The organism is Bacillus sp. MAG717A, from assembly GCF_036884855.1.
GTDB lineage: Bacteria > Bacillota > Bacilli > Bacillales > Bacillaceae > Bacillus > Bacillus safensis.
Genome location: NZ_CP145733.1, coordinates 3,254,960 through 3,274,313, shown reverse-complemented (window position 1 = coordinate 3,274,313; position 19,354 = coordinate 3,254,960). Strand labels below are relative to the sequence as shown.

13 protein-coding genes are annotated in these 19,354 nt (G+C 47.4%); 8 read left to right on the top strand and 5 right to left on the bottom strand.

What is annotated here, in order from left to right; all coding sequences use genetic code 11:
* Positions 1-16 precede the first annotated feature (16 nt).
* The 5 genes from glcD (at position 17) to V6Z54_RS16945 (ending at position 6,532) form a co-directional block, all read left to right on the top strand.
* Complete coding sequence (glcD, locus tag V6Z54_RS16965) at positions 17-1,426, top strand: glycolate oxidase subunit GlcD (RefSeq protein WP_338527519.1); 1,410 nt, start codon at positions 17-19, stop codon at positions 1,424-1,426.
* Positions 1,423-2,766, top strand: coding sequence for a (Fe-S)-binding protein (locus tag V6Z54_RS16960; RefSeq protein WP_338527518.1), 1,344 nt, complete (start codon positions 1,423-1,425; stop codon positions 2,764-2,766). The genes glcD and V6Z54_RS16960 overlap by 4 nt, the downstream gene beginning before the upstream one ends.
* Before the next feature lie 71 nt (positions 2,767-2,837).
* Entirely contained in the window at positions 2,838-4,322 is a 1,485-nt protein-coding gene (locus tag V6Z54_RS16955) for a spore germination protein (protein ID WP_338527517.1), read from the top strand.
* A gap of 12 nt (positions 4,323-4,334) precedes the next feature.
* The gene (locus V6Z54_RS16950; RefSeq protein WP_041085367.1) at positions 4,335-5,435 is read left to right on the top strand and encodes a GerAB/ArcD/ProY family transporter; all 1,101 of its coding nucleotides are present in this window, start codon (positions 4,335-4,337) and stop codon (positions 5,433-5,435) included.
* Positions 5,432-6,532: a Ger(x)C family spore germination protein gene (locus V6Z54_RS16945; protein WP_338527516.1), complete on the top strand. Its 1,101-nt coding sequence runs from the start codon at positions 5,432-5,434 to the stop codon at positions 6,530-6,532. The genes V6Z54_RS16950 and V6Z54_RS16945 overlap by 4 nt, the downstream gene beginning before the upstream one ends.
* Before the next feature lie 6 nt (positions 6,533-6,538).
* On the opposite strand, the gene V6Z54_RS16940 is transcribed toward V6Z54_RS16945, so the two are convergent.
* From V6Z54_RS16940 to V6Z54_RS16930, 3 genes are all read right to left on the bottom strand, one after another.
* A complete protein-coding gene (locus V6Z54_RS16940) occupies positions 6,539-6,775 on the bottom strand; it encodes a hypothetical protein (protein ID WP_231120125.1) in 237 nt (78 codons plus the stop codon).
* 177 nt (positions 6,776-6,952) lie between these two features.
* A complete protein-coding gene (locus tag V6Z54_RS16935) occupies positions 6,953-7,510 on the bottom strand; it encodes a hypothetical protein (RefSeq protein WP_338527515.1) in 558 nt (185 codons plus the stop codon).
* 159 nt (positions 7,511-7,669) lie between these two features.
* On the bottom strand, positions 7,670-7,900 hold the full coding sequence (locus V6Z54_RS16930; protein WP_039179160.1) for an excisionase family DNA-binding protein: 231 nt from the start codon (positions 7,898-7,900) through the stop codon (positions 7,670-7,672).
* A 324-nt stretch (positions 7,901-8,224) separates the two neighbouring features.
* Here V6Z54_RS16930 and V6Z54_RS16925 point away from each other — a divergent pair, with 324 nt between their 5' ends.
* Positions 8,225-8,827 carry a DedA family protein gene (locus tag V6Z54_RS16925; protein ID WP_041085362.1) on the top strand — a complete coding sequence of 201 codons (603 nt, stop codon included), beginning with the start codon at positions 8,225-8,227 and terminating at the stop codon, positions 8,825-8,827.
* A 38-nt stretch (positions 8,828-8,865) separates the two neighbouring features.
* Here the strand turns inward: V6Z54_RS16925 and V6Z54_RS16920 are convergent, their stop codons facing one another.
* Positions 8,866-9,687, bottom strand: a complete 822-nt coding sequence (locus tag V6Z54_RS16920; protein WP_041085360.1) for a uroporphyrinogen-III synthase — start codon at positions 9,685-9,687, stop codon at positions 8,866-8,868.
* A gap of 142 nt (positions 9,688-9,829) precedes the next feature.
* Here V6Z54_RS16920 and V6Z54_RS16915 point away from each other — a divergent pair, with 142 nt between their 5' ends.
* Complete coding sequence (locus V6Z54_RS16915) at positions 9,830-10,450, top strand: GPR1/FUN34/YaaH family transporter (RefSeq protein WP_024425703.1); 621 nt, start codon at positions 9,830-9,832, stop codon at positions 10,448-10,450.
* A gap of 36 nt (positions 10,451-10,486) precedes the next feature.
* Here V6Z54_RS16915 and V6Z54_RS16910 read toward each other — a convergent pair whose 3' ends face one another.
* Positions 10,487-11,506, bottom strand: a complete 1,020-nt coding sequence (locus V6Z54_RS16910; RefSeq protein ID WP_073979952.1) for an LLM class flavin-dependent oxidoreductase — start codon at positions 11,504-11,506, stop codon at positions 10,487-10,489.
* Positions 11,507-11,689: 183 nt separating this feature from the next.
* On the opposite strand from V6Z54_RS16910, the gene V6Z54_RS16905 reads away from it, so the two are divergent.
* Positions 11,690-19,354 (top strand): hypothetical protein, encoded by a 7,665-nt coding sequence (locus V6Z54_RS16905; RefSeq protein WP_338527514.1) that lies wholly within the window; start codon positions 11,690-11,692, stop codon positions 19,352-19,354.

Here is a 19,354-nt window from a genome sequence, read left to right as displayed (position 1 = left end):
TAGGAGTTGAATGCGTATGTTACATTCTGAATTTTTAAATCAATTAAAAAAGATTGTTGGCGCGTCTTACGTACAGGACAGTAAAGCTGATCGTCTTGCCTACTCTTATGATGCAACACCAAATTTTCAGCAGATGCCAGATGTCATCGTAAGCCCGCACGCTGCTGAGGAAATCCAGCAAATTGTCCGGCTCTGCGCCTCATATCATATACCGATCGTGCCAAGAGGATCAGGAACGAACCTTTGTGCAGGTACATGTCCTACACAAGGCGGACTTGTGATGCTGTTTACAAGAATGAACCAATTAATAGAAATAGATGAAGAAAACCTGACAGCAACGGTTCAGCCTGGTTTGATCACACAGGAACTCATTCGCCAAGTAGAGGCAAAAGGGCTCTTCTATCCACCTGATCCAAGCTCTATGAAAATCTCTACATTAGGCGGAAATATTAATGAAAATTCAGGTGGTCTCCGGGGCTTAAAATATGGCGTGACAAGAGATTATGTACTTGGACTTGAAGTGGTGCTGCCAAACGGTGACATCATTAAAACAGGCGGCAAACTTGCAAAGGACGTGGCCGGGTATGATATGACCCGTTTGTTCGTAGGTTCAGAAGGAACGCTCGGGATTGTCACTGAAGCCACGCTAAAGCTTTTGCCGCTTCCAGAAACAAAACAAACGATGCTTTGCTTATATGAAAGTTTAGAGGAAGCCGCCGCTTCAGTGTCGGCGATTATTGCAGAGCGTATCATCCCCGCCACATTAGAATTTATGGATCAGCCGACCCTGGAAGTTGTTGAAGACTTTGCAAAAATCGGTTTGCCGACGGACGTTCAAGCGGTGCTGTTAATCGAACAGGACGGCCATCCTGAGGCGGTTTCTCGTGATATGCAGAGCATCGCAAAAGTATGCCAGCAGAATGGAGCAAAAAGTGTGAAGATCGCTCATTCTGAAGAAGAGGCAAATGCCCTTTTAACAGCGAGACGATCTGCTTTATCTGCCCTCGCCCGGTTAAGCCCGACGACCATTTTAGAAGATGCCACAGTCCCTCGGTCTGAAATTGCCAGCATGGTGCGAGCGATCGAAGATATTGCGAAGGAGTACAAAGTGAAAATCTGTACATTTGGTCATGCAGGTGATGGGAATTTGCATCCTACTTGTGCAACAGATGCAAGAAATGAAGAAGAAATGAAACGGGTGGAGGAAGCCTTTCAGGCCATTTTTGAAAAAGCCGTCTCACTTGGCGGCACCATTACGGGTGAACACGGCGTGGGTCTTATGAAAGCCCCTTACTTGGAACTAAAGGTCAAAAAAGAAGGCATTGCAGCAATGAAAGCGATCAAACAAGCGCTTGACCCAGAAAATATGATGAACCCTGATAAAGTGTTTGGTAAAGCCGCAAGAAAGCGGGTGGTGGTCTCATGAGTTCCTCTAAACAAACAGAGATTCAGCAATCATTTCAGCAGCAAATGGACGAAAAAGAGCTGCTCAATTGCATGCGCTGCGGCTTCTGCCTTCCTTCCTGCCCTACTTATATTGAATCTGGGCAACAAGAAACACACTCTCCCCGCGGCCGAATTGCTTTAATGAAGGCGGTTAGAGACGGCGTCATTGAGCCAGATGAAGATATCGAGCATTCACTGAATCTTTGTCTTGGCTGCCGTGCATGTGAGCCGGTCTGCCCTTCCGGCGTTAAATATGGCCGGTTACTTGAGGATGCAAGAGACATCATTCAGCAGCACAAAAAACAATCAATCCCTGTCAAACTTGTGAGACGTGCAGTATTCAAAGGACTCTTTCCTTCACAAAGCCGAATGCGGCAAGCGGCAGGACTTCTTCGATTTTATCAAACATCTGGTCTGCAAACAGCCGCCCGTAAAACTGGTATGCTGAAGGTGCTTCCACCGCACTTACGACTGATGGAACAGGCGCTTCCAACGGTGCCGCGTCAACAAAAAAGCCGTTTGTCGGAATATAAAGCCGCAGGCCCAGCTAGAAAACGTGTCGCCTTTTTTACTGGCTGTTTAATGGATACCGTTTTTTCCAGTACAAACGAAGCGACCATCCAGCTTTTGCAGCTGGCAGGCTGTGACGTCATCGTCCCTCCTATTCAGACGTGCTGCGGAGCGCTTCATGGTCATAGCGGAGAAAAAGAGCAAGCGAAACAGCTAGCAAAGCGGAATATTGAAGCATTTGAAAAGATAGATGCAGATGCCATAGTCATGAATGCGGGCGGTTGTGGTGCTTTTTTAAGTGATTACGATCATTTGCTTCACGATGATCCGGATTTTCAAAAGCAAAGTGAAGCCTTCTCAAAGAAAATTACGGATATATCAGACATTTTAGTGGAGCTGGAATTTCACCGCCGCATGCCGCTTGCTTTGCCAGAGCAGGTCATCACCTATCAGGATTCCTGTCATTTGCGGAACGGAATGGGTGTACAGCATGCGCCAAGGGTGCTTATGAAGGCCATTCAAGGCGTATCATTTAAAGAAATGAAGGATGCCGATCGGTGCTGCGGCTCAGCTGGCATTTACAACATCTTGCAGCCAAAGATGTCGATGCAAATTTTAGATCATAAAATGACAGAAGCAAGGGAAACAAAGGCTGCTGCCATTGTTACGTCTAATCCAGGCTGTCAGCTGCAAATGGCAGCAGGCATCAAACGCGCGGAGCACTCGCCGACCATGCGTGCCGTCCATCTAGCTGATTTATTATTAGAAGCCGTTCAATATGGAAAAAAAGCGTCCAGCCCATCAAGCTGAACGCTTTTTTATGCATATCTTTAGACAATTGGTTGGATAATAGAGGAAAATCGCCGAAGGAGCTGGTTCAAATGCTGAAAAAAAACAAACAACAAAAGGACCCGAATTCAGTATTTGAAGCATTGTCACGTTCTGCTGATTTTACAAATGAGCTGTCTCGAAATGGAGATTTTTTGTATAGGATTTCCTTTTTTCGATCTTTAATTAATGGACATCTTCTACACGAACAAATTCTCCCCTCCCTCAAACAACTGCACCTGACACCTACTCTTGAAGAGCTTAAAGAACAAATTCCCATTGAGCAGGCTGTCATCACGAACGATCTCCAAAAAGTGGAAGAAGCCCTTCACCGGGGCAGCATTGCTATTAGACTTGAGACAGACTGGGGCAAAACGCTTCTATTGCCGATTGAAGAAAAGAAAGGCAGACAAGTAGGTCCGCCCGAGATTGAATTTGGCATTATCAGTGCACAGGAAGCATTTGTGGAGGTTTTAGATACCAATTTAAATTTGGTCAGGCGGCGGCTGCCGACGCCTAACCTAAAAGTTGAGGAAAAGACGATTGGTACGCTCTCTCAAACAAAAGTAGCCGTGTTATATATTGAAGAAATCGCTAACCCGGAAAACATCGAAACGGTTCTTCAGCGAATTGAGGACGTTGATTATGATCAGATTTTAGATGCGAATTACCTCGCTCAAATGCTTTATGATGTGTCCAATACGATTTTTCCGTTGTTTTTGAATACAGAAAGACCCGACCGTGTGTCATCAGGTTTATCAGAAGGGAAAATTGCCATATTAGTGGATGGCTCGCCTCATGTCTTGCTTGCCCCGACTATTTTACTTGAGTATTTTTCCACTATGGAAGACTACAATATGTCGTGGATTGCGGCTTCTTGCTTTAGGCTGTTACGCATATTTGCTGTGATATTTTCCATTTTTGCGACACCTTTATATGTCGCCGTTTTAACCTTTCATTATGAGCTGATTCCAAAGGATTTATTAGAAACCATTGTATCCTCGCGCTATCTTGTTCCATTTCCTCCGATCATTGAGGCACTATTTTTAGAGACTTCGATTGAATTACTAAGAGAAGCAGGATCAAGGCTTCCGGCTAAAGTCGGTCAGACGCTCGGGATTGTTGGAGGGATTGTCATTGGACAGGCGGCTGTAGCAGCAGGCTTAACGAGCAATATTTTACTCATTATTGTTGCCCTGTCTGCTCTCGCTTCATTTGTCACGCCTATTTACAAAATGGGCAGTACCATTCGGCTGCTGAGATTCCCTTTTTTACTCGCAGCACAGGTTTGGGGCGCATTAGGCATTGCTGTGATGGGATCTTTTCTGCTCACCCATTTAATGAAATTAACTTCAATTGGCCGCCCATATTTAGAGCCTATTTTTCCAATGCGCCTTGCTGATTTAAAGGGCAGTTTGATTCGTCCTCAGCTCCGTTTTTTGAACAAAAGGCCGGAAAATTTACGACCGCAAAATGAAACCATCCATCGCTCTAAGCCAAAGCAAGGCCGCAAGGGGAAAAATGATTTTTATGAATAAGGAAGTGAAGGCATGAGCTCTTCTTCTGTCAAAGAGAAATTTCAAGTATCCCCTTATTTTGTGTTTTTTCTCATCAATGCCAATCAAGTTGGTGTCAGCATTTTAAACTTTCAAACAAACCTTGTTCGTTCTATCAATAATGATGGATGGATCGCTATTTTGATTTCTGGCATGAGCGTCAATGTGATGATCTTTTTAATGTACTTGATGTTTCAAAAGGCACCTTCGGATGAATTTGGTGATATCACGCAATATGTATTTGGCAAATGGATTGGGCAATTATTCAACATTCTTTATATCTTATATTTTGCTTCTTTGTCGCTGACCGTTCTTATCCATTACATGGATGTGATCCATGTATGGCTGTTTAAAGAAATCCCTGGTCTTTTGTTTGCATCTGTACTGCTGCTGCTTGTGTATTACATTCATACTGGCGGCTTTAGAACCATTGCTGGCTGGGCATTTTTTAGCATTGTACTGACGTATTGGATGACGTTTATTTGTTTTTATGCCATGAAATATAGTCACATTCGTTTCATGTTCCCAATGTTTGATCATACATTTTCGCAAATGCTTGTGGGAGTCAAAGATGCATCCTTATCCATGTTTGGTTTTGGCACGCTGCTTGTCTATTATCCCTTTATTAAACAAGCTCAAACATCTCAAAAATTTGCTCACATGGGGGCATTATTTACGACATGCTTAAACTTGCTCACTTTTCTCGTCTCTATTGCGTATTACTCAAGTGCTCAGCTCAAATTAACAAAATGGCCGACACTAACGTTAACAAGCATTGTGAAGCTTCCGTTTATCCAGCGCTTTGAATTTATTGAAGTGTCTCTTTGGCTGCTTCTGATCATTCCTAATATCACGATTCCATTATGGGCAGCGAGCCGAATGGCAAAAAAAATGCTTCATACGAGCCAGCGCGTCACGTTCATCGGGCTCAGCATCCTCATTCTGATCATGTTTTCGTTTTTTGCCAGTGCAACTTCTTTTGAAACCTTTAATCAATGGGTGGAATTTAGTGGATTCATTCTGATCTATGGATTGATTGTCTGTATGGTCATTGGACTGATGCTGAAAAAAAGGAGGGGGAAAAAACGAGCATGAAACGTTATATACTTACGGGCCTCATGTTGTGTAGTCTTTTGTTAACCAGCTGTGCAGAGCCCCGCCTTTTAGATGAATTAAATATCTCCCAGGCGGCGGGATTTGATTTAATAGAAGACGGAGAAATGAAAGGCTTCTTTGTCTTCCCTGTCTTTAAAAGTCAAGAGCAAGGAAGTTATCAAATATTAAGTGCAAGGTCAAACACCATTAGCAATATTCAATTTCTTGTATCAGAAAAATCGCCTTTTCCAGTCGTCATGGGCCAGGTACTCGTTATTTTAGTCAGTGAAAAGTTAGCAAAAGAAGTCGGCATGATTGATTTAATGAATTACATTTACCGTGATCCTATTATTGGTTCACGCCAAGTGTTTGCAATTGTAGGCGGAGAAGTGGAAGAGTTATTATACACAAAAATGAATCAAACGAACTTAAATATAGGTGTATATCTCTCTGATCTGCTCGCCCAAAATATGCGAAATGGCAATGAACCTGTCACCAATCAGCATATTTTTATGAACCAAATGCTAGCAAAAGGAGTCGATGCATACCTCCCTTACATCAAGAAAACAAGCAATGGCATTAAGATCACAGGAGTCGCTCTGTTTGATCATGAAAAAATGGTCAGTCATATACCTGGAAAAGACACGTTCACATTTAAAGCGATGATTGAAAATCATAAAAATGGCATCTATGAGTTTCAATTGGCAGATCAAGCAAAGACCCATGTCGTCATAGAAAATATCAAATCTCATGTGTCTTACCGAATCAAACCAACGAAAAACCTAACAAAGAAGCCTCATATCATGATTGATATCAAGCTGAAAGGCGAATTAAAAGAATTCATGAAGTCCAAAAAAATTGATAAACCTTCTATATTGGACCATGTTGAAAAAGAAGTAGAAAAACGTGTCGCTCAGCAAGGACAAGACCTTGTTCAATCCTTTAAAAAGCAAAACATAGATCCGCTTGGGCTGGGCCTTAGGTATAGATCAAAAGACAAAGCAGTGACACCAGAAAAATGGAAGGACATTTATCCTGATGCAGATGTACAAGTTAAATGCCACATGAAAATTGTTCAAACGGGAGTCAGCCAATAAAAAGGCTTATTCAAATATGTCTTGTTTGTTCTCCAAGATTTTCGACACTTTCATTTTGACTCGTGGAACGCGATCTTTTTGATGATATTCATTTAAAATCTTCTCTACTTCATTTTTATCAGTTTTAAGGATTTTAGGTGAACATTGTTCCACTAGGACCGGTCTATTCCCTTTTGCACAGTTTGCCATTGTATCTAGTGCAATTAAGCTGAAAGGTCTTCCTTTGTTTAGCCAAGATTTCATTCTCTCCCAGGTTGGGTAGCTGACGGCTGCCAGCCTTCCCCACTGATCGTGAAAATGAGTACAGGCTGATTCCATCCAATCCAATATGTTGTGAGAACGAAAACGGTGCAGGCAAATAAATGCTGCGATCGGCCTTTCTTTTTCACTGACCGATTTCAATTTCTCTAGAATAGGTTGTCATCCTTCATCTACTGGCAAACTGCTGGCGGCTGCCCACGAAAGTGGATAAAAAAATTCTTCATCAGCTTGATCCAAAAGTTCCCTTACCCACCCAGCAGCAGATGTACCTAACACATCAGCTGCGATTTCTAACATTCGTGATTTCACATCGGCATGCTCCGTTTCATAAAACCTGCTTTGAACAGCATCCAAGATCTTTTGCTGATCGTGCTGTTTCAGAGCATCGATGACATCATCCTCAAGAAGCCATCTAGTGATTGAAAAGTCTAATAAAGACACCAAATCACGCCTAACGCCTTGTAATGTTGGTGCTTCAGCGTTTTTGGTGATGACAACATCCTCCTCTAATTGGTAAGCCTGTCCGTCCTCTCCATAAAAATCATCGTGCAGTAAAAATTGTTTAGGAGAATGGAGAACAGCTAGGTGATACCATTCAATAGGCCGTAATGAATAGGTCAGTAATCTTTCATGGCATTGATGGCATAATTGATAAGGCTGTTTCGGTTCATCAGATGCTTCTACAACGTTCATTTCGTTTTTTTTGACAGGCTTCACATAAAGTAGTTGTCCCCACTGTTTTAGCTTCCTTTTACTGGAAATGCAATGTCGTTCTGCTTCTTTCATCTTTCATTCGAGAAAGCATAAGGTGAAATAAAAATCATTCTTTCTATAACCGCGGCCATTCGTCCATGTTGAATCAATTGAAAAGATATTCTAATCTTCATCCTTTACATCGGGGTCTTCCGGAATCGGTTCATTTAAGATCTCTTGGACGAGCTCTTTATATTGTTCGAGCTGCTTTAAATGCGTTTGAAACTGCCCTTGATAAATGAGATAAGATTCTCCGTCAAATACGTAACGGATCTTTTTTTGCTGAATTAATTTTTCAATATACGCTTCTGATACTTCCAAGTATTCAGCTGTTTCTGCGATTGTTAAATACATGCTTGTGCACCACCCGTTCGTTTCATCTAACAAATTATATCATGATCTGCTGAAAAAACGGATGCAGCCTATTCTCTTTTCTGGTGGCCATTCTTCATATAGCAAGTAGATCGTCTAGATGCCGGCAAATATGGTATGATAAAATCTGCTAGATAAGAGCTTGCCAACATAGACTTGGTGAAAAAGCCCGGTTCAGTGGTGTCTTTATGAGCCGCAAGCCATGCTGGCATATATAGAAAGCATACTCATGAGAAAAGCAAAACAAGCATAGGCTCTTATAAGGATGCTTGAAGAAAAATCGTATTTAAAGGCAGAGTGAAATGAATGGGAACCTTTTTTAATGAAATTTTGACCTGGCTGACAAGCCTTGGTTATGTAGGTGTAGCACTAGGGCTGATGATTGAAATCATTCCGAGTGAAATTGTACTTGCCTATGGCGGATATATGGTGTCAACAGGCACAATTGGTTTTGTAGGAGCTGTGATTGCCGGCGTCATCGGTGGTACGCTCGCCCAGTGTTTTATTTACTGGATCGGTCTGTACGGCGGACGACCTTTTTTAACAAAGTATGGAAAGTATTTATTCATCCATGAACATCATATCGCGACTGCAGAGCGCTGGTTTGATCGGTATGGAACCGGTGTAGTCTTTACCGCGCGCTTTATCCCTGTTGTTCGCCATGCCATCTCGATTCCTGCGGGTATTGCCAAGATGCCTTTTTTAAAATTTGTTCTCTTGACAGGATTAGCTGCCATCCCTTGGTCGATCCTATTTATCTATCTTGGCATGCAGCTTGGGACAAAATGGGATCATATTCAAAGTGTTGCTCATACTTATACAACCCCTATTATGGTCATTGCTATTGTCCTGATTGTTCTCTATTTTGTACTCAAAAAAATTCGGACGAATCGAAAACGGACAATCTAACAAAAACGCCTTTCACTGATCTGGTGAAAGGCGTTTTTTTATATGTGTGCTGATTGTTTTTTCATATATTGAGATAATTCTATAATCATTGCACCCATTCTCTCAAGTGATGGAGCAAGAATTCGGTCTATTCCTTCTTCTTTTAAAGCTTCAGCAGTGACTTTTCCGACAGCTACTGCCAGCACGTCCTGCTCGAATAATGCTTGCAATTCTTCTTTTCTGCCCCATTCTGCGGCTAGTTTGAAAAAGGCGTGAACCTGGACAGCGGTTGTAAAACAGACGGCATGAACTTGTCCATCTTTCATTTCTTGCAGCAGCGTTTCAGCAGCCTCTGGTTCAGGAGGTGTGTGCTGATATGGTAAAAGCGGCAAAACATCTGCCCCCTTGTCATGTAAAAACTGAATGAGAGCTGGTGCATTTTCACCATGAAGCTGAACCATTACACGTTTGCCTTGAAACTCCTTGTCTTCAAGTTTTGAAATTAAGTCACGAACCGTACCGTCTTCATCAGAGACCTCCGGGTGAATCCCGCGTTTTTTCAGCGCAGCAAAGGTTTTGTACCCTCTTGAAGCAATATGGGCATTTGATAGAATGTTCATAAATTCATTACCAAGCTGCAGCTCTTCTGCACTCTCAATCAATGTATCTGTACCGATGCCTGTTGTTAAGATCACCCAGTCGGCCCCTCGTTTCACAAAGGTCTCTATGCCTGGCTTTAATTCCTCTTTTGCTAAAAATACGGTTCCTTGAAGAGAGCGAATAACGGCTTGTCCTCCTTGCTTTTCGACAAGTGTACGCATTTCTTCTGTTTTTCTCGTTCCACAAATGGCAATCGTTTTTCCAGATAAGCCTTTACTCATATTATCCCTCTTTTTCTATCACATTTGATATGTATTAAATATAGATTTATTTGGAAGACGATGCAAGTGTCTACTAAAAAAGAGCTTGACGTTTCTATCGAATTCGAGTATCTTTTGTAAGTGCAAATTGTAGGAGGTCATTATGGAAAAACAGAATGTTCAAGCAATTCGATTATCAATTGCAGACCCAACACCACTTGGTTTGTTTGGTTTAGCAATGGTGACGCTCGTTGCGTCCTCACAAAAACTAGGAATCACAGATGGCACTTCCCTTATTTTACCTTGGGCTATCTTCCTTGGAGGAATCGCGCAGCTGATCGCGTCCATACAAGATTCAAAGCATCATAATATTTTTGGAGCCACTGCTTTTGGCGCATTCGGTCTTTTCTGGATGGGCGTTGGAACGACTTGGCTCATTCAAGCCGGCGTTTTTGGGAAAACGCTTGCGGGAGCAGCAGATCCAAAACAGCTAGGCTTTGCGTTTATTGGTTATTTGATTTTCAGCTTGTTTATGACGATTGGTGCAATGGAAACACATAAAGTGTTATTTTTGATTTTCGTCTTTATTGATTTCTTATTCATTGGTCTTTCCCTTAGCACGTTTGGTGTGATGTACGATGTGACTCATACCATGGCAGGTATTGCAGAATTGATCATTTCCCTGCTTTCATTTTATGGTTCTGCAGCTGTTGTGCTTAATACACATTTTGGCCGTATTGTTCTGCCAATCGGACAACCATTTCGCATTTTTACAAAAGCATAAATAAAAAAGAACTGCGCTGTGCAGTTCTTTTTTTGTTTATTTTTCTTGTGCCTCTTGAAAGATCTCCCCGATGATTTCATACGAACGCATTCTTTCTTGATGGTCAAACATATCCGAATTAATCATCACTTCATCTGCTTGAGTAGCTTCAATAAAGGCTTCTAATTCTGTTTTCACCTTTTCTTTATCCCCGATGATAGTCGAGCTTAATTGTTCATCCACCATCGCCTTTTCATATGGACTCCAAAGACCGTCCATGCTCTCGACAGGTGCCTTCAGTTTTCCTGGTGTGTTGCGAATAAGACTTAAAAACCGCTGATAATGAGAGGTTGCCAAATATTCAGCCCGCTCTGTTTGATCTGCAGCAAAAACCGTCACACCGACCATTGCATAAGGCTCTTTTAACACATCAGAAGGCCTAAATGACTGTCTGTACAACTCTAACGCGGGAATTGTATTTTTAGGTGAGAAATGTGCTGCAAAGGCAAATGGCAATCCAAGTTCTCCTGCAAGTCTGGCGCTAAAACCACTTGAACCAAGGAGCCAAATTGGAATGTCCAGGCCTTCTCCTGGAACGGCTCTTACATGTTTTTTAACCTGACCGGTCGGCTTGAAATATTGACGAAGTTCTTCAAGCTGCTCAGGGAAATCTTCTCCGTTATGAAGATTACGTCTAAGCGCTCTTGCTGTTAACTGATCCGTCCCTGGTGCTCGGCCAAGACCTAAATCAATTCTCCCCGGATACAATGTCTCAAGTGTGCCAAATTGTTCGGCAATGACAAGTGAAGAGTGGTTTGGCAGCATAATCCCACCAGATCCTACTCGAATTTTTTCTGTTCCTCCCGCAATATATCCAATTAAAACGGACGTTGCAGAGCTCGCAACCCCTTCCATGTTATGGTGTTCTGCCAGCCAGTATCTATGATAGCCCCACTTCTCCGCTTTTTTTGCTAAATCCATGCTACGCTCAAAAGATTCTTTAATGGTGCCGCCTTCTGTCACAGAGGATAAATTTAAAACGGAATAGGTTTTGCCCTGTAAAACTGATTGACTCATAAATGATGTCCCCATTTCTGTCAAAAATCATACTATTTTTATACTTTCAACACCATAACATAAATCCATGAAAGATTTAAATAATTTGATTCGATGATTTTCGAAATGATGATTTTCTAGGTTTTACTTCCAATTTGAGAATTTGCACATAGAATGAAATATCAATTCTAGGAGATGGGCAATTTGTACAATCAATTCGAACACAAATGTCCCTTTTGCGGTAAATACCATGAACAGCCTCATTACAAAAGATCACGTCATGACCGTCCTCGAAAAAAAGACTGTCCATTCATTAAACAAGAATATTTAAAACAAAATATATCTCAAGGGAATCAACCTTGCCACATTGCAAAAGGAAAAAAACAATCAAAACCAAATCAAAGATCTGGACCAAGAGGCCCGGCAGGCCCAGCAGGTCCCCCTGGACCAACCGGGCCTACTGGACCTGCTGGCGGGTTAACCGGCGCCCTTCCGTTTAATCCCTCACAATCACAAAATTACGATGCAGGGCAAGTGGTCACGTTTGATGGCAGTACTTACATTGCCAATGTTGACGCTCCATCAGGAATACCAGGACTTTCCCCCGACTATACCCTTTTGGCTGCTTCTGGAGAAACAGGTCCTACTGGCGTGACTGGTAGCACTGGAGATACCGGACCTACTGGCGCAACGGGTAGCACTGGAGATACCGGTCCTACTGGCGCAACGGGTAGCACTGGAGCTACTGGTTCTACCGGGGCTACAGGTAGCACTGGACCAACAGGTCCTACTGGCGCCACGGGTAGCACTGGAGATACTGGCCCTACTGGTGCCACAGGTAGCACTGGAGATACTGGCCCTACTGGTGCCACAGGTAGCACTGGAGATACTGGCCCTACTGGTGCCACAGGTAGCACTGGAGATACTGGCCCTACTGGCGTCACAGGTAGCACTGGAAATACTGGTTCTACCGGGGCTACAGGTAGCACTGGACCAACAGGTCCTACTGGCGCAACGGGTAGCACTGGAGATACTGGTCCTACTGGCGTCACAGGTAGCACTGGAGATACTGGGCCTACCGGCGTAACGGGTGTCACTGGAGATACTGGTTCTACCGGGGCTACAGGTAGCACTGGACCAACAGGTCCTACTGGCGCAACGGGTAGCACTGGAGATACTGGTTCTACCGGTGCGACGGGTGTCACTGGAGATACTGGTTCTACCGGTGCGACGGGTGTCACTGGAGATACTGGTTCTACCGGTGCGACGGGTAATACTGGATCAACCGGACCTACTGGCGCAACGGGTAGCACTGGAGCTACTGGTCCTACCGGCGTAACGGGTGTCACTGGAGATACTGGTTCTACCGGTGCGACGGGTGTCACTGGAGATACTGGTTCTACCGGTGCGACGGGTGTCACTGGAGCTACTGGTTCTACCGGTGCGACGGGTGTCACTGGAGATACTGGTTCTACCGGCGCAACGGGTAATACTGGATCAACCGGACCTACTGGTGCCACAGGTAGCACTGGAGCTACTGGTTCTACCGGCGCAACGGGTAGCACCGGAGCCACTGGACCTACTGGCGCAACGGGTAGCACTGGAGATACTGGTCCTACTGGCGTCACAGGTATCACTGGAGATACTGGTTCTACCGGTGCGACAGGTATCACTGGAGATACTGGTTCTACTGGCGCAACAGGTATCACTGGACCAACAGGTCCTACTGGGATCGGATTAAGTGGTGTTGAAGCTTATGATCCTGTAATGGCACCAACATATTCAGTAGGGCAAGTGGTCACTTATGGTGGTGGTACTTATCTTGTGGATTTTGCACCACCTTCAGGTACGCCAGATACGTCACCAGATTACACACTTTTAGCAGCACCGGGTGAAACCGGTCCTACTGGCGCAACAGGTATCACCGGATCAACTGGTTCTACCGGTGCGACGGGTGTCACTGGAGATACTGGTTCTACCGGCGCAACGGGTAATACTGGATCAACCGGACCTACTGGCGCAACGGGTATCACTGGAGCTACTGGTCCTACCGGCGTAACGGGTGTCACTGGAGATACTGGTTCTACCGGGGCTACAGGTAGCACTGGACCAACAGGTCCTACTGGCGCCACGGGTAGCACTGGAGATACTGGCCCTACTGGCGTCACAGGTAGCACTGGAGATACTGGCCCTACTGGTGCCACAGGTAGCACTGGAGATACTGGCCCTACTGGTGCCACAGGTAGCACTGGAGATACTGGCCCTACTGGCGTCACAGGTAGCACTGGAGATACTGGTTCTACCGGGGCGACGGGTGTCACTGGACCAACAGGTCCTACTGGCGCAACGGGTAGCACTGGAGATACTGGGCCTACTGGCGTCACAGGTATCACTGGAGCTACTGGTTCTACCGGGGCTACAGGTAGCACTGGACCAACAGGTCCTACTGGCGCAACGGGTAGCACTGGAGATACTGGTCCTACCGGCGCAACGGGTAATACTGGATCAACCGGACCTACTGGCGCAACGGGTAGCACTGGAGATACTGGTTCTACCGGGGCGACGGGTGTCACTGGAGATACTGGTTCTACCGGTGCGACGGGTATCACTGGAGCCACTGGACCTACTGGCGCAACGGGTAGCACTGGAGATACTGGTTCTACCGGGGCTACAGGTAGCACTGGACCAACAGGTCCTACTGGCGCAACGGGTAGCACTGGAGATACCGGACCTACTGGTGCCACAGGTAGCACTGGAGATACTGGCCCTACTGGCGTCACAGGTAGCACTGGAGATACCGGACCTACTGGCGCAACGGGTAGCACTGGAGATACTGGTTCTACCGGGGCGACGGGTGTCACTGGACCAACAGGTCCTACTGGCGCAACGGGTAGCACTGGAGCTACTGGGCCTACTGGCGTCACAGGTATCACTGGAGCTACTGGTTCTACCGGTGCGACGGGTATCACTGGAGCCACTGGACCTACTGGCGCAACGGGTAGCACTGGAGATACTGGTTCTACCGGGGCAACGGGCATCACCGGAGCTACGGGACCTACTGGCGCAACGGGTAGCACCGGAGCCACTGGACCTACGGGTGCCACAGGTAATACTGGAGTTACTGGACCTACCGGCGTCACAGGCATCACTGGACCTACGGGTCCTACTGGCGTGACAGGTATTACTGGGGCAACTGGTTCTACCGGCACTACGGGTAGCACTGGAGATACGGGACCTACTGGCACCACAGGTAGCACTGGAGCTACTGGTCCTACTGGTGCAACAGGTAGCACTGGAGCTACTGGGCCTACCGGTGCGACGGGTGTCACTGGAGATACTGGTTCTACCGGCGCAACGGGTAATACTGGATCAACCGGACCTACTGGTGCCACAGGTAGCACTGGAGATACTGGTTCTACCGGCGCAACGGGTAGCACCGGAGCCACTGGACCTACTGGCGCAACGGGTGTCACTGGAGATACTGGTCCTACTGGCGTCACAGGTATCACTGGAGATACTGGTTCTACCGGTGCGACAGGTATCACTGGAGATACTGGTTCTACTGGCGCAACAGGTATCACTGGACCAACAGGTCCTACTGGGATCGGATTAAGTGGTGTTGAAGCTTATGATCCTGTAATGGCACCAACATATTCAGTAGGGCAAGTGGTCACTTATGGTGGTGGTACTTATCTTGTGGATTTTGCACCACCTTCAGGTACGCCAGATACGTCACCAGATTACACACTTTTAGCAGCACCGGGTGAAACCGGTCCTACTGGCGCAACAGGTATCACCGGATCAACTGGTTCTACCGGTGCGACGGGTGTCACTGGAGATACTGGTTCTACCGGCGCAACGGGTAATACTGGATCAACCGGACCTACTGGCGCAACGGGTAGCACTGGAGCTACTGGTCCTACCGGCGTAACGGGTGTCACTGGAGCTACTGGTTCTACCGGGGCTACAGGTATCACTGGACCAACAGGTCCTACTGGCGCAACGGGTAGCACTGGAGCTACTGGTTCTACCGGTGCGACGGGTGTCACTGGAGCTACTGGTTCTACCGGTGCGACGGGTGTCACTGGAGATACTGGTTCTACCGGCGCAACGGGTAATACTGGATCAACCGGACCTACTGGTGCCACAGGTAGCACTGGAGCTACTGGTTCTACCGGCGCAACGGGTAGCACCGGAGCCACTGGACCTACTGGCGCAACGGGTAGCACTGGAGATACTGGTCCTACTGGCGTCACAGGTATCACTGGAGATACTGGTTCTACCGGTGCGACAGGTATCACTGGAGATACTGGTTCTACTGGCGCAACAGGTATCACTGGACCAACAGGTCCTACTGGGATCGGATTAAGTGGTGTTGAAGCTTATGATCCTGTAATGGCACCAACATATTCAGTAGGGCAAGTGGTCACTTATGGTGGTGGTACTTATCTTGTGGATTTTGCACCACCTTCAGGTACGCCAGATACGTCACCAGATTACACACTTTTAGCAGCACCGGGTGAAACCGGTCCTACTGGCGCAACAGGTATCACCGGATCAACTGGTTCTACCGGTGCGACGGGTGTCACTGGAGATACTGGTTCTACCGGCGCAACGGGTGTCACTGGACCAACAGGTCCTACTGGCGTAACGGGTAGCACTGGAGATACTGGTTCTACCGGTGCGACGGGTGTCACTGGAGATACTGGTTCTACCGGTGCGACGGGTATCACTGGAGCCACTGGACCTACTGGCGCAACGGGTAGCACTGGAGATACTGGTTCTACCGGCGCAACGGGTAATACTGGATCAACCGGACCTACTGGCGCAACGGGTAGCACTGGAGCTACTGGTCCTACCGGCGTAACGGGTGTCACTGGAGATACTGGTTCTACCGGGGCTACAGGTATCACTGGACCAACAGGTCCTACTGGCGCAACGGGTAGCACTGGAGATACTGGTTCTACCGGCGCAACGGGTAATACTGGATCAACCGGACCTACTGGCGCAACGGGTAGCACTGGAGCTACTGGTCCTACCGGCGCAACGGGTAATACTGGATCAACCGGACCTACTGGCGCAACGGGTAGCACTGGAGATACTGGTCCTACCGGCGTAACGGGTGTCACTGGAGATACTGGTTCTACCGGGGCAACGGGCATCACCGGAGCTACGGGACCTACTGGCGCAACGGGTAGCACCGGAGCCACTGGACCTACGGGTGCCACAGGTAATACTGGAGTTACTGGACCTACTGGCACCACAGGTAGCACTGGAGCTACTGGTCCTACTGGTGCAACAGGTATCACTGGAGATACTGGGCCTACCGGTGCGACAGGTATCACTGGAGATACTGGTTCTACTGGCGCAACAGGTATCACTGGAGCCACTGGTCCTACTGGCGTCACAGGTATCACTGGAGATACTGGTTCTACCGGTGCGACGGGTGTCACTGGAGATACTGGTTCTACCGGTGCGACAGGTATCACTGGAGATACTGGTTCTACCGGTGCGACGGGTGTCACTGGAGATACTGGGCCTACCGGGGCGACAGGTATTACTGGAGATACTGGTTCTACCGGTGCGACAGGTATCACTGGAGATACTGGTTCTACCGGTGCGACGGGTGTCACTGGACCAACAGGTCCTACTGGCGTAACGGGTAGCACTGGAGATACTGGTTCTACCGGTGCGACGGGTGTCACTGGAGATACTGGTTCTACCGGTGCGACGGGTATCACTGGAGCCACTGGACCTACTGGCGCAACGGGTAGCACTGGAGATACTGGTTCTACCGGGGCAACGGGCATCACCGGAGCTACGGGACCTACTGGCGCAACGGGTAGCACCGGAGCCACTGGACCTACGGGTGCCACAGGTAATACTGGAGTTACTGGACCTACTGGCACCACAGGTAGCACTGGAGCTACTGGTCCTACTGGTGCAACAGGTATCACTGGAGATACTGGGCCTACCGGTGCGACAGGTATCACTGGAGATACTGGTTCTACTGGCGCAACAGGTATCACTGGACCAACAGGTCCTACTGGGATTGGATTAAGTGGTGTTGAAGCTTATGATCCTGTAATGGCACCAACATATTCAGTAGGGCAAGTGGTCACTTATGGTGGTGGTACTTATCTTGTGGATTTTGCACCACCTTCAGGTACGCCAGATACGTCACCAGATTACACACTTTTAGCAGCACCGGGTGAAACCGGTCCTACTGGCGCAACAGGTATCACCGGATCAACTGGTTCTACCGGTGCGACGGGTGTCACTGGAGCTACTGGTTCTACCGGCGCAACGGGTAATACTGGATCAACCGGACCTACTGGCGCAACGGGTAGCACTGGAGCTACTGGTCCTACCGGCGTAACGGGTGTCACTGGAGCTACTGGTTCTACCGGGGCTACAGGTAGCACTGGACCAACAGGTCCTACTGGCGCAACGGGTAGCACTGGAGATACCGGACCTACTGGTGCAACAGGTAGCACTGGAGATACTGGCCCTACTGGCGTCACAGGTAGCACTGGAGATACCGGACCTACTGGCGCAACGGGTAGCACTGGAGATACCGGACCTACTGGTGCCACCGGTTCAACTGGATCAACCGGTCCTACTGGCGCAACAGGTATCACTGGCACAACAGGTATCACCGGATCAACTGGTTCTACCGGTGCGACGGGTGTCACTGGAGCTACTGGTCCTACTGGCGTCACGGGTATCACTGGAGATACCGGACCTACTGGTGCCACCGGTTCAACTGGATCAACCGGTCCTACTGGCGCAACAGGTATCACTGGCACAACAGGTATCACCGGATCAACTGGTTCTACCGGGGCAACGGGCATCACCGGAGCTACGGGGCCTACTGGCGCCACGGGTAGCACCGGAGCCACTGGAGCTACTGGAGCTACTGGTTCTACCGGGGCAACGGGTAATACTGGAGCTACTGGTTCTACCGGGGCAACGGGTAATACTGGATCAACCGGACCTACTGGCGTAACGGGTATCACTGGAGATACCGGTCCTACTGGCGCAACGGGTATTACCGGAGCTACTGGTCCTACCGGCGTAACGGGTGTCACTGGACCTACTGCTCCTACCGGCGTAACGGGTGTCACTGGAGCTACTGGTTCTACCGGGGCTACAGGTAGCACTGGACCAACAGGTCCTACCGGCGTCACAGGCATCACTGGACCTACGGGTCCTACTGGCGTGACAGGTATTACTGGGGCAACTGGTTCTACCGGCACTACGGGTAGCACTGGATCAACCGGACCTACCGGCACCACAGGTATTACCGGGGCTACCGGAGCTACTGGTCCTACCGGTGCCACAGGTATCACCGGAGCTACTGGCCCTACCGGCGCCACAGGCATTACAGGTGCAACTGGACCTACTGGCGTGACAGGTGTTACGGGTGTCACTGGGGCAACCGGAACAGGTGGTTTTACAGATACTGCACTTTATGCTGCTAATAGTTCTGGACCTACCATTGTTACTGTAGCCAGTGGAACGAATATTCCTCTGCCAAACTTTCAAAACATTACTGGTTTTACAGCAAACGGCACAAGTACTGTTTTTACCGTTCTGCAAACTGGTAAATATTATATTACGTATCAAGTCAACACCACTACAGCTCTTTTGATTAATACACGTTTGCTTTTAAATGGAACAACTACTGTTTCTGGTTCTGTTCAATCACCTGTTATCTCCACTTCATTTATCAACAACACTGTTATTGTTAATTTAACAGCTGGTAATACCATTTCACTGCAGTTTTTTGGGGCGGTTGTTACAGCTATTTTAGTTGGTGGAGGTGGTGCTGCAGGAGCAGCCTTGACCATTATACGGCTAAGCTAA

What these genes read in the sequence shown, in the direction of transcription:
- V6Z54_RS16940 (WP_231120125.1), bottom strand. Translation starts at nt 6,775, where the DNA reads ATGAAATCTTGGCTAAACAAAGGAAGACCTTTCAGCTTAATTGCACTA.
- V6Z54_RS16930 (WP_039179160.1), bottom strand. Translation starts at nt 7,900, where the DNA reads ATGTATTTAACAATCGCAGAAACAGCTGAATACTTGGAAGTATCAGAA.
- V6Z54_RS16955 (WP_338527517.1), top strand. Translation starts at nt 2,838, where the DNA reads ATGCTGAAAAAAAACAAACAACAAAAGGACCCGAATTCAGTATTTGAA.
- V6Z54_RS16945 (WP_338527516.1), top strand. Translation starts at nt 5,432, where the DNA reads ATGAAACGTTATATACTTACGGGCCTCATGTTGTGTAGTCTTTTGTTA.
- V6Z54_RS16915 (WP_024425703.1), top strand. Translation starts at nt 9,830, where the DNA reads ATGGAAAAACAGAATGTTCAAGCAATTCGATTATCAATTGCAGACCCA.
- V6Z54_RS16950 (WP_041085367.1), top strand. Translation starts at nt 4,335, where the DNA reads ATGAGCTCTTCTTCTGTCAAAGAGAAATTTCAAGTATCCCCTTATTTT.
- glcD (WP_338527519.1), top strand. Translation starts at nt 17, where the DNA reads ATGTTACATTCTGAATTTTTAAATCAATTAAAAAAGATTGTTGGCGCG.
- V6Z54_RS16960 (WP_338527518.1), top strand. Translation starts at nt 1,423, where the DNA reads ATGAGTTCCTCTAAACAAACAGAGATTCAGCAATCATTTCAGCAGCAA.
- V6Z54_RS16925 (WP_041085362.1), top strand. Translation starts at nt 8,225, where the DNA reads ATGGGAACCTTTTTTAATGAAATTTTGACCTGGCTGACAAGCCTTGGT.
- V6Z54_RS16920 (WP_041085360.1), bottom strand. Translation starts at nt 9,687, where the DNA reads ATGAGTAAAGGCTTATCTGGAAAAACGATTGCCATTTGTGGAACGAGA.
- V6Z54_RS16910 (WP_073979952.1), bottom strand. Translation starts at nt 11,506, where the DNA reads ATGAGTCAATCAGTTTTACAGGGCAAAACCTATTCCGTTTTAAATTTA.